The sequence below is a fragment of the Blastococcus brunescens genome, from assembly GCF_035320885.1.
Classification (GTDB): Bacteria; Actinomycetota; Actinomycetes; order Mycobacteriales; family Geodermatophilaceae; genus Blastococcus_B; species Blastococcus_B brunescens.
The window spans coordinates 623,825-636,387 of the sequence record NZ_CP141261.1 but is presented as its reverse complement, the minus strand read 5'-3'; the positions used below and the strand labels follow the sequence as shown (position 1 = coordinate 636,387).

The 12,563-nt window shown below is 72.1% G+C and carries 15 protein-coding genes and 5 pseudogenes; 10 read left to right on the top strand and 10 right to left on the bottom strand.

Translation table 11 applies throughout. The features are described 5' to 3' along the window. The first annotated feature begins 34 nt into the window (after window positions 1-34). From U6N30_RS04520 to U6N30_RS33240, 4 genes and pseudogenes are all read left to right on the top strand, one after another. Window positions 35-886, top strand: a complete 852-nt coding sequence (locus U6N30_RS04520; RefSeq protein WP_324276307.1) for an McrB family protein — start codon at window positions 35-37, stop codon at window positions 884-886. A gap of 437 nt (window positions 887-1,323) precedes the next feature. Beyond that, window positions 1,324-1,425, top strand: a pseudogene (locus U6N30_RS33250) (hypothetical protein); the annotation flags it as partial. Between the two features lie 122 nt (window positions 1,426-1,547). Continuing rightward, window positions 1,548-1,712 (top strand): annotated as a pseudogene (locus tag U6N30_RS33245) (5-methylcytosine restriction system specificity protein McrC); the annotation flags it as partial. Window positions 1,713-1,765: 53 nt separating this feature from the next. Beyond that, on the top strand, window positions 1,766-2,083 hold the full coding sequence (locus tag U6N30_RS33240; RefSeq protein WP_422678086.1) for a 5-methylcytosine restriction system specificity protein McrC: 318 nt from the start codon (window positions 1,766-1,768) through the stop codon (window positions 2,081-2,083). 364 nt (window positions 2,084-2,447) lie between these two features. On the opposite strand, the gene U6N30_RS04505 is transcribed toward U6N30_RS33240, so the two are convergent. Then, window positions 2,448-2,903: a hypothetical protein gene (locus U6N30_RS04505; protein ID WP_324276304.1), complete on the bottom strand. Its 456-nt coding sequence runs from the start codon at window positions 2,901-2,903 to the stop codon at window positions 2,448-2,450. A gap of 332 nt (window positions 2,904-3,235) precedes the next feature. Here U6N30_RS04505 and U6N30_RS04500 point away from each other — a divergent pair, with 332 nt between their 5' ends. Together U6N30_RS04500 and codB are read left to right on the top strand one after the other, a co-directional pair. Next, complete coding sequence (locus tag U6N30_RS04500) at window positions 3,236-3,724, top strand: nucleoside deaminase (protein WP_324276303.1); 489 nt, start codon at window positions 3,236-3,238, stop codon at window positions 3,722-3,724. After that, window positions 3,721-5,025 carry a cytosine permease gene (codB, locus tag U6N30_RS04495; protein ID WP_324276302.1) on the top strand — a complete coding sequence of 435 codons (1,305 nt, stop codon included), beginning with the start codon at window positions 3,721-3,723 and terminating at the stop codon, window positions 5,023-5,025. The genes U6N30_RS04500 and codB overlap by 4 nt, the downstream gene beginning before the upstream one ends. A gap of 4 nt (window positions 5,026-5,029) precedes the next feature. Here codB and U6N30_RS04490 read toward each other — a convergent pair whose 3' ends face one another. Then, on the bottom strand, window positions 5,030-5,803 hold the full coding sequence (locus U6N30_RS04490; protein WP_324276301.1) for an alpha/beta hydrolase: 774 nt from the start codon (window positions 5,801-5,803) through the stop codon (window positions 5,030-5,032). Between the two features lie 60 nt (window positions 5,804-5,863). Then, the gene (locus U6N30_RS04485; RefSeq protein ID WP_324276300.1) at window positions 5,864-6,169 is read right to left on the bottom strand and encodes a hypothetical protein; all 306 of its coding nucleotides are present in this window, start codon (window positions 6,167-6,169) and stop codon (window positions 5,864-5,866) included. A gap of 157 nt (window positions 6,170-6,326) precedes the next feature. On the opposite strand from U6N30_RS04485, the gene U6N30_RS04480 reads away from it, so the two are divergent. Together U6N30_RS04480 and U6N30_RS04475 are read left to right on the top strand one after the other, a co-directional pair. Next, window positions 6,327-6,473 (top strand): hypothetical protein, encoded by a 147-nt coding sequence (locus U6N30_RS04480; RefSeq protein WP_324276299.1) that lies wholly within the window; start codon window positions 6,327-6,329, stop codon window positions 6,471-6,473. A gap of 147 nt (window positions 6,474-6,620) precedes the next feature. Further along, the gene (locus U6N30_RS04475; protein ID WP_324276298.1) at window positions 6,621-6,755 is read left to right on the top strand and encodes a hypothetical protein; all 135 of its coding nucleotides are present in this window, start codon (window positions 6,621-6,623) and stop codon (window positions 6,753-6,755) included. A gap of 52 nt (window positions 6,756-6,807) precedes the next feature. Here the strand turns inward: U6N30_RS04475 and U6N30_RS04470 are convergent, their stop codons facing one another. The 5 genes and pseudogenes from U6N30_RS04470 to U6N30_RS04450 all read right to left on the bottom strand — a co-directional run. Then, complete coding sequence (locus U6N30_RS04470) at window positions 6,808-7,335, bottom strand: thiamine pyrophosphate-dependent enzyme (protein ID WP_324276297.1); 528 nt, start codon at window positions 7,333-7,335, stop codon at window positions 6,808-6,810. 760 nt (window positions 7,336-8,095) lie between these two features. Further along, window positions 8,096-8,352, bottom strand: a pseudogene (locus U6N30_RS04465) (thiamine pyrophosphate-binding protein); the annotation flags it as partial. A 172-nt stretch (window positions 8,353-8,524) separates the two neighbouring features. Then, window positions 8,525-8,599, bottom strand: a pseudogene (locus tag U6N30_RS32955) (EthD family reductase); the annotation flags it as partial. Between the two features lie 154 nt (window positions 8,600-8,753). Further along, window positions 8,754-8,924 carry a zinc-binding dehydrogenase gene (locus U6N30_RS04455; RefSeq protein WP_324276296.1) on the bottom strand — a complete coding sequence of 57 codons (171 nt, stop codon included), beginning with the start codon at window positions 8,922-8,924 and terminating at the stop codon, window positions 8,754-8,756. A 557-nt stretch (window positions 8,925-9,481) separates the two neighbouring features. After that, window positions 9,482-9,688 (bottom strand): annotated as a pseudogene (locus U6N30_RS04450) (alcohol dehydrogenase catalytic domain-containing protein); the annotation flags it as partial. Window positions 9,689-9,933: 245 nt separating this feature from the next. On the opposite strand from U6N30_RS04450, the gene U6N30_RS04445 reads away from it, so the two are divergent. Further along, on the top strand, window positions 9,934-10,134 hold the full coding sequence (locus U6N30_RS04445; protein WP_324276295.1) for a hypothetical protein: 201 nt from the start codon (window positions 9,934-9,936) through the stop codon (window positions 10,132-10,134). 140 nt (window positions 10,135-10,274) lie between these two features. Next, entirely contained in the window at window positions 10,275-10,985 is a 711-nt protein-coding gene (locus tag U6N30_RS04440; protein WP_324276294.1) for a DUF4230 domain-containing protein, read from the top strand. Between the two features lie 80 nt (window positions 10,986-11,065). Here U6N30_RS04440 and U6N30_RS04435 read toward each other — a convergent pair whose 3' ends face one another. Next, window positions 11,066-11,521 (bottom strand): acyl-CoA dehydrogenase family protein, encoded by a 456-nt coding sequence (locus U6N30_RS04435; protein ID WP_324276293.1) that lies wholly within the window; start codon window positions 11,519-11,521, stop codon window positions 11,066-11,068. Next, window positions 11,518-12,261 (bottom strand): acyl-CoA dehydrogenase family protein, encoded by a 744-nt coding sequence (locus tag U6N30_RS04430; RefSeq protein WP_324276292.1) that lies wholly within the window; start codon window positions 12,259-12,261, stop codon window positions 11,518-11,520. The genes U6N30_RS04435 and U6N30_RS04430 overlap by 4 nt, the downstream gene beginning before the upstream one ends. Between the last annotated feature and the right edge of the window lie 302 nt (window positions 12,262-12,563).

Below are 12,563 nucleotides of genomic sequence, written 5' to 3'. Positions count from 1 at the left end.
GCTGCTGATGCCCCGCACCTGGCTGCAGGAGTGCGTGGAGCTGCTGCGCGACCGGCCGCAGCTCGTCCTCTACGGCCCACCCGGAACGGGCAAGACTTACCTGGCGCAGAAGCTGGCCCGCCACCTCGCCGGCCCCGAGGGCACGACGCTCGTGCAGTTCCACCCCGCCTACAGTTACGAGGACTTCTTCGAGGGCTACCGCCCCGTGGGAGGTGAAGGCGGGACGGTCGGGTTCAGGCTCCGGCCCGGGCCGCTGCGACGAGTAGTCGACCAGGCACTCCAGCACCCGGAGCAGCCGTTCGTTCTCATCATCGACGAGATCAACCGCGGCAACCTCGCCCGCATATTCGGTGAGCTCTACTTCCTGCTCGAGTACCGGGATGAGGCGATCGAGTTGCTGTACGCCTCGGGGGACGACAAGGCCTTCACGCTCCCGCCGAACGTGCTTGTCATCGGGACGATGAACACCGCCGACCGGTCCATCGCCCTGGTCGACACCGCGATGCGGCGACGCTTCAACTTCCTCTCGCTGCACCCGGAGGAGGACCCGATCCGCTCCCTGCTCGGTCGCTGGCTGGAGCGTGAGGGCAGAAAGGATGAGGCGGCGCGGCTGCTTTCCGAGCTGAATCGCCGGATCACCGACCCGGAGTTCAAGGTGGGGCCGTCTTACCTCATGCGTTCAGCGGCGCACCAGGACGGTGGTCTGGAACGGGTATGGCGCACGGCGATCCTGCCGCTCCTGGATGAGCACCACTACGGGGACGGCGTGGACGTCCATCGTCGATACGGCCTACCGGCCCTCCGCGCCGCCCTGGCTGGCCAGGACCCCGACGAGGAAGGCCAAAGCGGACCGTCACCGGAGCCGGGAGACGCCGTTGGCCCCTGAGCGCCTGGAACTCGTGGAGCTGGGAGACGCCCAGGAAGTCCGGCTGCCGAGCCCGGTGGCGGAGACGCTGTCGACCTCAGGCGTCGTGACGGTCGAGCGCCTCCTGCACGGCGACGCCTACCTCGTGCGACCGGCCAATCTGGTCGGCGTCGCGGTAGTCGCTGGCATCGAGGTGTGGATCCGGCCCAAGGTCGAGATCGACCGGCTGCTGTTCCTCCTCGGTTACGCGCTGTCGGGCAAGAGGTGGCAGGACACCCGCGTCCCCCTCGCCGAGGAGCCAGAGCTTTTCCCGGCCGTCGCCGAGGCCTTCGTGCGCCAGGCCGACCGCGCGCTCCGCCAGGGGTGCTCCACGGGTACCGCGAAGTGGAGGCGAGCCTCCCCGTGCTCCGTGGCCGCATCCGGGAGTCTGATCAGCTGCGCAGGCGCTTCGGCTTCCCGTGCCCTTGGAAGTGCGCTTCGACGAGTTCACCGTCGACATCGCCGAAAACCAGCTGCTCCTCACCGCCACGCGTCGCCTGCAGCGCCTGCCACGGCTGCCGCGCGAAGTCCGACACGGGCTCCTTCGCGTGGCCGGCCGCCTCGACGGAGTCACTCCGGCAGTGGCCGGGCGCCCTTGCCGACCTGGCGGCCGACACGGCTCAACGCCCGTTACCACGTCGCGGTGCGCTTGGCGGAAATGGTGCTGCGGGCCACCTCCATGCAGCTGGCGCCGGGCGTGTTGCAGGTCGATGGCTTCCTGGTCAACATGCCACAGCTGTTCGAGGACTTCGTGACCGTGGCGCTCGGCGAGGAGATCGAGCGGCGTGGCGGCCGGACGCAGCGGCAAGCGCCCACCTGGCTGGATGAAGCGGACTCCGTGAGGATGAAGCCGGACCTCGTCTGGACGTCCGCAGCGGGCATCCCCGCGGGGTCGTCGACGCGAAGTACAAGGCAGAGAAGCCCGCCGGCTTCCCGCAGGCCGACCTCTACCAGCTGCTGGCCTACTGCACCGCCCTGGAGCTGCCGGTCGGACACCTGGTCTACGCGAAGGGATCCGGGGAGACGGAACGGCGGCACGTCATCCGCGGAAAAGGCGTGGAGATCGTGCAGCACGTCCTCGACCTGGCACAGACACCCGACGGCCTGCTTCGACAGACCAGGCGAATCGCCGCAGCGGTGGCCGACGGCCAAGACCCTTCGCTCGCCCCGGCGAAATGACAGGGAGCCGGGGCCCAGGGGCGCGCCAGTGCTCATCTCGATGCCGTTCGAGTTGGGCGCCTGAGGAATAGGTATCCGAGTAGAGCCTGTCGCGGCTCATGAAGGCACGGGCGGAAACTATCGCTGATGGCGCCCATCGCGCGAAACAGAGCGTCGACCCGGGGCGGTTCACACGCGCGGTCTCCTCGTCGTCGGAGAACGATCGATCAACCCATGTGACGTGTTCTTTGTCCGCACAGAGTCCGCAGACAGTCCGCAAGACGTCCACAAGTCGCCGATGTCGTTCAACGATCTTCGACGCATATACACGCAGGTCAAGACGGTGATTTGCGTTCGCCCTGCTGGTCAGCGGCGCGCCCCACAATCATGTCGGGGATGACCACGTGCAGCCGCGATCCGTCGGGCATCGTCGCGTCGACGAACGGTGTCGACATGTCGATCCGTCGACCCGAGGTGCGCAGCATCCGCTCCACCAGGTCGGCCAGCTCCCCGGCGCCAGGATCGTCGTGGTGAGCTCGCTGCGGCCGCGGCGGGCGATGAACACCCGGCCGGGCTCGTTGACCCAGATCTCCTCGATCTCGGGGTCGTCGAGGTAGCGCTGCAGCGGGCCGAACCCGGCCACCCGGTCCAGCACGTCGCGGACCACGGAGTCCGCGTCACCGATCGGCGGCAGCGCCGAGGTGAGCGAGCGCTCGGAGTAGTCGGCGACCACATCGCGGACCAGCACCCGGACGGGCGCGGGGTCGGTGAACGGGTCGAGGCCGCGACGCCGGATGAGCTCCCGGACCTCGCCGTCCACGACGTCCAGAGCGGTCGGCACGGCACCCCCGTCGAGCCCGGTCGATCAAGTCGGCAGAACAGCGGGACTGTAAGGAAACCGAACAGTCCGCGGGGCCCGGATCAGCCGTTCTGTGGACAAACCGACCCCAGGGACCCGCAGGTCCACCCGGTCAGGTGAACGGCCGGGTGGGCCCGCCCATGGCTGCCGCACGCCCGCCGGCCCCCGTGGCGAGGAGGCCGAGCCGTCGGCCCCACGGCCACTCCCGCCCGCAGTCGTAACCGGACGGAGACCTGCCAGGCATCGACGCGGCGTGACATCTCTGCCAGGGTCTGCGCACTGATCGGTGCGCCCCCACGGGGAGAGGAAGCCGGATGACAGTGCCGCTGGACGAGTCGACGGCCCGGTCGTGGCTGGCGGTCGCCATCGAGGAGGCCCGCGCCGGGTTGGCCGAGGGCGGCATCCCCATCGGGGGCGCGCTCATCGGCGCCGACGGCACCGTGCTCGGCCGCGGGCACAACCGCCGGGTCCAGGACGACGACCCGTCGGTGCACGGCGAGACCGACGCCTTCCGCAATGCCGGGCGCCAGGCGACCTACCGCGGCACGACGATGGTCACCACGCTGTCGCCCTGCTGGTACTGCAGCGGGCTGGTGCGCCAGTTCGGCATCTCCCGGCTCGTCGTCGGCGAGGCGCAGACCTTCTCCGGCGGGCACGACTGGCTGGCCGAGAACGGCGTCGAGGTGCTCGTGCTCGACGACCCGGAGTGCGTGCAGCTGATGACCGAGTTCATCGCCGCGCACCCCGCGCTGTGGAACGAGGACATCGGGGAAGACGACACCACGCAGGAGGTCGACGGATGAGCAGCAGCACCGATCGTCGGGACGACGTCGCGCAGGCGGCCGGGGAGATCGATCCCGACTACCCGATCGACCCGGTTCCGCAGCACGCCCGGAAGTCGCTGTTCTCCCTGGGGATCGTGCTGCTGGGCTTCACCTTCTTCACGCCCACGATGCTGGCCGGCGCCCAGATCGGAGCGGCGTTCGAGGTGGGCACCCTGATCTGGGTGCTGCTCCTCGGCAGCGCCGTCCTCGGCGTGTACGTCGCCGTCATCGGCGGCATCGGCGCCCGCACCGGCCTCACGACGGTGATGATGTGCCGCTACGCGCTCGGCCGCACCGGCGCCAAGCTCGCCTCGCTGCTGCTCGGCGGCACGCAGGTCGGCTGGTACGGCGTCACCGTCGCGACGCTGGCCGGGCTCACCGCCAGCGCCCTGGACTGGTCCGGTCGCGGCGTCGAGATCGCGCTGATGATCGCCGGCGGCGCGATCATGGGCGTCACCGCCTACTACGGCTACAAGGGCATGTACGCCCTGTCGCTCGTGTCGGTCCCGCTGCTGCTGGTGCTCGCCGGCTGGGTCACCTGGCGGTCGCTGGACGAGGTCGGCGGCTGGAGCGGCCTGACCGCGATCGTGCCGAGCGAGACGATGACGGTCGCCGCCGCGGTCACCATCGTCGTCGGCACCTTCGCCTCCGGCGGCACCCAGGCACCCAACTGGACCCGGTTCGCGCGCACGCCGTCGGCCGGGTTCTGGGCCTGCGTCATCGCCTTCCTCATCGGCGAGCTGCTCATGCTCGGCTTCGGCGCCATCGGGGCCATCTCCTTCGGCGAGGGCGACTTCGTCCTCGTCCTCTACGAGCTCGGTCTGGTCGGCTGGGGCCTGGTGTTCCTGGTCGCCAACCTGTGGACCACCAACGACAACACCGCCTACAACTTCGGCGTCGCCGGCGCCGAGATCGCCAACAGCCGCTCGAAGAAGCCGTTCGTGATCGGCGGCGTCGTCCTCGGCACGCTGCTGGCCATCACCGGCATCTACGACAACCTCATCGAGTACCTGGTCTGGCTCGGCATCCTCATCCCGCCGCTGGGCGGCGTGGTGATCGGTGACTTCCTGGCCCGGTGGCGCGGCGGGATGCCGGCCGCGTCGAACCTGCCCGCGTTCGAGTGGCGCAACCTCGGCGCCTACGTCGTCGCCGCGGTGGCCGCCTGGTGGAGCAACGAGGCCGGCTGGTTCATCCCGCCGGTCGTCGGCGTCGTGGTCGCCGTCGTCGCGGTGGTCGCCGTCCAGTGGGGACGTCGCCCGGTGGCCGAGCCGGTCGGCTGAGGGCTCACGCCAGCTCGACGACGGCGTCCACCAGCGCGTCGCCGTCCAGCAGGACGGCGTCGTTGTGGTGGGCGCCGGGCACCTCCACCAGCCGGTGCAGCTGAGCTGCCGCGTCGGCGACGGCCCGGCTCTGCTCCGGCGGCACGATCGTGTCGGCGTTCCCGTAGACGACCGTCGTCGGGACGTCGACGCGCGCGATCTGCTCGGCCACCGGGAACTCGTCGCGCAGCAGCGCCCGCACCGGCAGCACCGGGTAGTGGACGGCGGCGACCGACGCGAGGTCGACGAACGGTGACCGCAGCACCAACCCGGCCGGGGGTGCTCGGTGGCGAGCTCGGTGACGACGGCGGCGCCCAGGCTCTCCCCGACGTAGAGGAGCCGCGCGGGAGGCACGCCGTCGTCGAGGAGGAACTGCCGGGCGGCGCGCACGTCGAGGGCGAGGCCGTCCTCGGTCGGACTGCCCGGGTTGCCGCCGTAGCCGCGGTAGTCGAACAGCAGGACCCCCAGCCCGGCGTCCGAGAGCGCCCGTGCGAGCGGCGCGCGCATCCCCGGTGCCCACCGTTGCCGTTGGCGACGAGCACCGTGGCGGCATCGGCCGTGCGGGCCGGCAGATACCAGCCCCCAGCTCGAGCCCGTCCGCGGTGCGCAGGACGACGTCCCGCGCGCCCGGGAGCGCGGAGGCGGCGGAACCGACGGGCCCGTCGTCGGGCAGGTAGATCAGCGTCCGCTGGAACCCCCACAGCAGCCCGGTGATCAGCGCGAGCACGAGGAGCAGCACCCCGCCACCACCAGAACCGACCGGGCCACCCGTCGATGATGACCGGCCCCACGGCTCCGGTCAGCGCAGCACCCGCCGCAACCACAGGCCCGCCGTGTCGCTGCTCCGCGCGGTGGCTTCGGCCACCGCCTCGGCGAAGCCGGCGGCGTACCAGAGCGGCGCGTTGAGCTCGAGCCCCACCGGCGGCGCTCCGTGCCTCCGCGCCCACAGGAGGCGGGCGAAGTCCTCCGGCGTCCGGCCGAGACAGCGACCGGCGGAGACCTCGGCGCCCGATGGCTCGAAGGCCGCGGCGAACCGGCCGTCGAGCCGGCCGAGCTCGCGTGCCTCCTCCAGCAGTTCCCGGTACGTCGGTGCGTCGGATGCCATGAGGATCAACCTCCCGAGGACGGCGGACCGGCGCCGGTTGCCGGTCGTCCGTCGCTGGAGAGAGATCCGGGCGCGGCCGTGGGAGACACCCTCGATCTCGGGTCCTCACGGGCGTAGCGTCCGCGCATCGGTCCCGCCCCGGACGAGGGAGGTCGCCATGGGCGACAAGTCCCCGCACGACGCCCACCACTCGCAGAAGTCGGCGAAGTCGATCAAGGAGAAGAGGGCCGAGCGCAAGGCGAAAGAGCAGATGACGGAGTCCCAGATGGCCCGGCTCGCCGCGGACGCCAAGCGCAAAGGGTGACCCCGCGTTGCTGCCCTTCGAGGCCCTCGCGGGGAGAGCCGCGTCGGAGCGCCCCGCGGTCATCGGGGCGGGACACGCCGGGGCAGCCCTCCGGCGCGTAGCGTCCGCCGCACGGAGCCGCTCGGGCTCCCGATGAGGGAGCGCGCCATGGGTGACAAGTCCCCGCGACAGTCGATGACGAAGAAGGCCAGCGGCAAGTCGATCAAGGAGAAGCGCAGCGAGAAGAAGGCCAAGGCCGACACCAGCTCGCAGATGGACAACCTGACGCACGGCAAGAAGTAGCTGAGCGACCGCGGCGGTCGGCCCCTCCGCACGGTGGGGGCGACCGCCGCTCTCAGCGCCGCAGGACGGCGTCGATGAGGTGCGGCCCCGGCGCGGCGAGCGCCCGCCGCAGCTGGTCGGCCAGTTCCTCGGCCGTCGTCGCCCGGGTCGCCGGTACCCCCATTCCGGTGGCGAGGGCGACGAAGTCCAGGCCCGGTCCGCCGAGGTCGAGCAGCTGCCCGGCCCGCTGCCCGTCGCTGGCTGCCCCGACCCGCTCCAGCTCGTGCTGGAGGATCGCGTACGAGCCGTTGTCGCAGACGATCGTGGTGATGTCGAGCTGCTCGCGGGCGTAGCTCCACAGCGCCGAGATCGTGTACATGGCGCTGCCGTCGGCCTGGATGCCGATGACCGGCCGGTCGGGGCAGGCGACCGCCGCGCCGAGCGCCATCGGCAGCCCGTCGCCGATCGCCCCACCGGTGAGGGAGAGCCAGTCGTGCAGGGGCGCGCCGGAGGTGAGCTCCATGAGACCCACGCCCGAGGTCAGCGCCTCGTCGACCACGATCGCCCGCTCGGGCAGCAGCGCCCCGATGACCGCGGCCATGCTGCGCGGGGTGAGCTCCCCGTGGGCAGCTCCGGTCGCTCCGCCTCCGGCAGCACCGGCTCGGCGTCCGGGGCCACGCGTCCGGCGAGGGCCTGCAGCGCGGCGACGGCGTCCTCCCCGGCGCGCTGAGCACGTGCACCGTGCAGCCCTCGGGCACCGGGTGCCCGGGCACGTCGGGGTACCCGAAGAAGTGCACCGGGGCCTCCGCGCCCGCCAGCACCAGGTGCCTCGTCCCGGCCAGGGCGGCCATCGCCATCTCCGGCGGATAGGGCAGGCGGGTGAGGTCGGGCATCCCCGCACCGCGGACGGCGCGGGCCGGGAAGGTCTCCGACATCAGCCGGGCGCCGGTGCCCGCGGTCACCCGGGCGGCGGCGAGCTGCCCGTCGGCGCTCATCGCGTCGCCGCCGAGGAAGAGGACGGCCGGTTCGCCGGACGCCAGGGCTGCGGCGACGTCGTCCACCACCGAGGGCGCGACGTGCGGCGCCGGCCGGGCGGGCAACGGCGGGGCGACGTCGGCGCCGTCGGACCAGGAGACGTCCGCGGGCAGGATCAGCGTGGCGATCGTGCCCGGGGACGAGGCCGCGGCGGCCACTGCGGCTGCGGCGTCGGCCGCGACGTCCGCAGGTGCCAGGGACCGGCGCACCCAGCCGGAGACCGTTCCGGCGACGGCGTCGATGTCGGACTCCAGTGGCGCGTCCAGCCGCTTGTGCGAGCGCGCGTGGTCACCCACGACGTTGACCAGCGGCGTCCGTCCGCGCCGGGCGTTGTGCAGGTTCGCCAGCCCGTTCGCCATCCCCGGGCCCAGATGCAGCAGGGTGGCCGCCGGGCGGCCCGCCATCCGGGCGTATCCGTCGGCGGCCCCGGTCGCGACCCCTCGAACAGGGTCAGCACGGCCCGCATGTCGGGCACGTCGTCCAGCGCCGCGACGAAGTGCATCTCCGAGGTGCCCGGATTGGCGAAGCAGACGTCGACGCCGGCGTCGACGAGCGTGCGGATCAGTGCCTGCGCGCCGTTCACCTGCCCGCGCTCGCGGTCTGCACCTCGAAGTGGGTGAACGTCGCGCCGCCGGTGGCGAAGTTGGCCAGGTCCTGCCCGGCCGCCCGGCCCTCCGGAGAGGCGAGCGCCTCCCCATCGCCTGCTCGGAGTCGAAGTCGAGCTCGGCCACGAGGTACGGCGCCGGCTGCGCGGGGTCCAGCGATGCGCCGTGCCCGAAGGTCAGCCGGACCAGGCCGGGCTGCTCCAGCGCGAGCGGGGTGTGGGTCTCGCGGTAGTAGGCGTCGAACGCCGCCGGGTCGTCCGGCTGTCCGTAGCTGACGACGAGCCTGTGCACCATGCAGAAACCTCCGCCGACGTCGTCCGGGCGCCACTGCCCGGAACCGCTCCTGCACCCAATCAGGTGGCGGGTGCCACCCGCGACTTCAGAAGGTGAGGACCAGGCGGCCGCGGACCCCGCCGCGCTCGAGCATCCGGTGGGCCTCGGCCGCCTGCTCCGCTGCGAGGGTCTGCGCGACGCGCAGGGTGAGCACGCCCTCCTCGACCTGCTGACGCAGCCGGTCGAGGGCTGCGCGGTCCTCGGCGACCCTGCGCACGAGCGTCGGGAAGAACCGCAGTCCTCGCTGCCCGTCCCCCGGTAACCGCGCACGGTCGCCACGGCCCCGCCGTCCTTCACCGCGGGCAGCACCTGGGCGTCCTGCACCGAGCCGTCGGCCAGTCCGTCGACGCCGTCGGGGAACGGCTCGCGGATCCGCGCCGCGACGTCCTCGCCCCGCCGCACGACGACGTCGGCGCCGAGGTCCCGCACGAGCGCCTCGTCGGCCTCGGAGGCGTCGGCGACCACGGTCAGACCGTCGGCCTTGGCCAGCTGGACGACGTAGCCGCCGAACGCCCCGGCCGCGCCGGTCACCGCCACCACCTGGCCGGGCTGCAGGCCCATGAGGTCGAGGGCGAAGCGGGCGGTGAGGCCGTTCATCGGCAGGGTCGACGCGGCGACGGCGTCGGCACCGCGCGGCGCCCGGACGACGGAGTCGCCGGACAGCACCTTGTCCTCGCGGTAGGCCCCGTACGGGCCGAAGGGGACGACGATGCCCATGGCCCCATCCCCCACGGCGAGGTGGTCGACGCCCTCGCCCACCTCGGTCACGACGCCGGCGAGGTCCATCCCGGGGACCCACGGCGGCGTCTTGACGGGGTCGCGCTCCGCGTAGGCGCCCGACCGGGCGTAGGTGTCGGTCGGGTTCACCGCGGCCGCCCCCACCCGGAGCCGGACCCGGCCCGGGCCGAGCGGCTCCGGCTCGACGTCGACGATGTGCAGGGCCTCCCGCCCGCCGAACTCGGTCACTCCCGCGGCACGCATGCGTCCTGCCTACACGGTGCGCGCGGAGGCCCACTCCGGGGCCTGGTGCCCTCACCCCCTTCGTCGACCAGCTCCGTCGCGAGCCGGCTCGAGTGGCCGGCGGTCGCCGGCGTCCTGGCCATGACCAGCTTCGCGCTGTCCTGGCTGTCGATCGCGATGGGGCTGTGGACGAAGACCGTCGAGGCGGCCAGCAACGTACCGATGCCGCTGATGCTCCTGCCGTTCTTCGGCAGCGGTTCGTGCCGGTGGAGTCCATGCCGGCCGGGCTGCGCTGGTTCGCCGAGCACCAGCCCGTCACGCCGATCATCGAGACGGTGCGCGGCCTGCTGCTCACCGGGACGGCGATCGGCTCCAGCGGCCTGGTGGCGACGGCGTGGTGCGCCGGGATCGCGCTGGTCGGCCATCTGTCAGCGCGCCGGAACTACGAGCGCTGCCCGGCCCGCTGACGGCCTCCGTCCGGCATGACTCTGCGGACAGGTGTGCCCTGCCCGCCGTGGCGGGCAGAGCACAACAGAGGGACGGGGAACAACCTGCGCGCGGCTGGCGCTGTACGCCGCACTCCCCCGCCAGGCCCGAGAGGACGCGCATGCCCGCTCTCCTGCAGGACTTCCGCCGCACCGACGCCGACGCGGACCGTCCCCCGCGCCGCTCCCGGCGAGGGCGGGGAAAGCTCGTCGCCGCGGGAGTCGGCCTGGCCGTGCTCGTGCCGGCCGGCCTGCAGTTCGCCGACTGGCTGCCGGACAACCCGTTCGGCCAGGACGTCGTCGACCGGAGCACGACCCCGCTGCTGCTGGCCCTCGAGGACCTGCACGAGTACCACGCGGCCAGCGGCACCTTCCAGGTCGTCGTCGACCGCGAGGTGGACACCCGCTACGTGCCCGCGGCCATCAGCGGCGAGCGGGTCCAGCTGCTCGCGACCGGCACCGCCGACGCCTACGTCGACTTCGCAGCCCTGGACGCCGGAGCCGTCACCCTCTCCGCCGACGGCACGGCCGCCACCATCGAGCTGCCGGCCCCGCGCCTGGACGAGGTGCGGATCGACCAGCAGGAGAGCCGCGTCCTCGACCGCGACCGAGGCCTGTTCGACCGGATCGGCGACGCGGTCGGCGACGACCCGGTCGACGACAGCGCGCTCTACGCGGTGGCCGAGGACCGGCTGACCGCGGCGGCCGCCCAGAGCGACCTCCGCGAGCGCGCCGAGACCAACACCCGCGTCATGCTGACCGGGCTCGCGCAGTCGCTCGGCGTCGACGAGGTCGAGGTCCGCTTCGACGAGACGGCCGACAGCACCGGCTGATGCGGGACGACGATGGGCGCTGATGCGCAGTTCCGGGCACGGAACCTGCGCATCAGCGCCCGCTGTCGCGGCCGGCCGGGTCAGCCCTTGAGCTTGTACTCCTTGAGCAGGCCACGGCTGATGATGGTCTTCTGGATCTCGCTCGTGCCCTCGCCGATGAGCAGGAACGGCGCCTCGCGCATGAGCCGCTCGATCTCGTACTCCTTCGAGTAGCCGTAGCCGCCGTGGATCCGGAACGACTGGGTGGTCACCTCGGCGCAATACTCGCTGGCGATCACCTTGGCCATGCCGGCCTCGACGTCGTTGCGCTGCCCGGCGTCCTTGAGGCGGGCGGCGTTGACCATCATCTGGTGGGCGGCCTCGACCTTGATGGCCATCTCGGCCAGCTGGAAGGCGATCGCCTGGTGCTGGGCGATCGGCTTGCCGAACGTCTCACGCTGCTGGGCGTAGGCCACGGCGAGCTCGAAGGCGCGGATGGAGATCCCGCAGGCCCGGGCGGCGACGTTGACCCGGCCGACCTCGACGCCGTCCATCATCTGGGCGAACCCTTGCCCGGCGCCCCGCCGAGGACCATGTCGGCGCCGATGCGGTAGCCGTCGAACACCAGCTCGGTGGTGTCGACGCCCTTGTAGCCCATCTTGTCGATCTTGCCGGGGATGGTGAGGCCGGGGGCGACCTCGCCGAACCCGGACGGCTTCTCGACGAGGAACGTCGTCAGGTTCTGGTGGGCCCTCTCGGCACCCTCGTCGGTCCGGACGAGCGCCGCGACCAGGGTGGAGCTGCCACCGTTGGTCAGCCACATCTTCTGGCCGTCGATGACGTAGTCGTCCCCGTCACGGACCGCCTTGGTGCGGATCGCCGCGACGTCGGAACCCAGCCCCGGCTCGGACATGGAGAAGGCGCCCCGCACCTCGCCGGTCGCCATCCGCGGGAGGAAGTGCTCCTTCTGCTCCTGCGTGCCGTGCTGCTTGATCATGTAGGCGACGATGAAGTGCGTGTTGATGACGCCGGAGACGCTCATCCAGCCTCGGGCGATCTCCTCGACGACGAGCGCGTAGGTCAGCAGCGACTCGCCGAGACCGCCGTACTCCTCCGGGATCATCAGACCGAAGATGCCGAGCTCCTTGAGCCCGTCGACGATCTTCTGCGGGTAGATGTCGCCGTGCTCGAGCTCCTGCGCGTGCGGGATGATCTCGCGGTCGACGAAGCTCTTGACCGTCGAGAGGATCTCGCGCTGGATGTCGGTGAGGTCAGCGGTCTGTGCCAAGCGGGTCAACGGTCCACTCCTTCGGGACTCCGGTGTCCGAGTTACCGGTGAGTATGGGCCACGCCCGGCGACCCTCCGCCGTGTGCCTGATCACGCTTCGCCCGTCCGCGTGGTGGAGTACCCCGACCGGCACCGCCTGCCAGGAGGACGCATGAGCACCGACGACGAGAACCTCTACCGGGGCGATCCGCCGTCCCCACCGCCACCGGGAACCCCGCCGGCCGGGTACGGCCAGCCGCCCCCGGCTACGCCCCTCCCGGATACGGGCAGCAGGGGTACGGGCAGCAGGGGTACGGGCAGCCGGGCTTCCC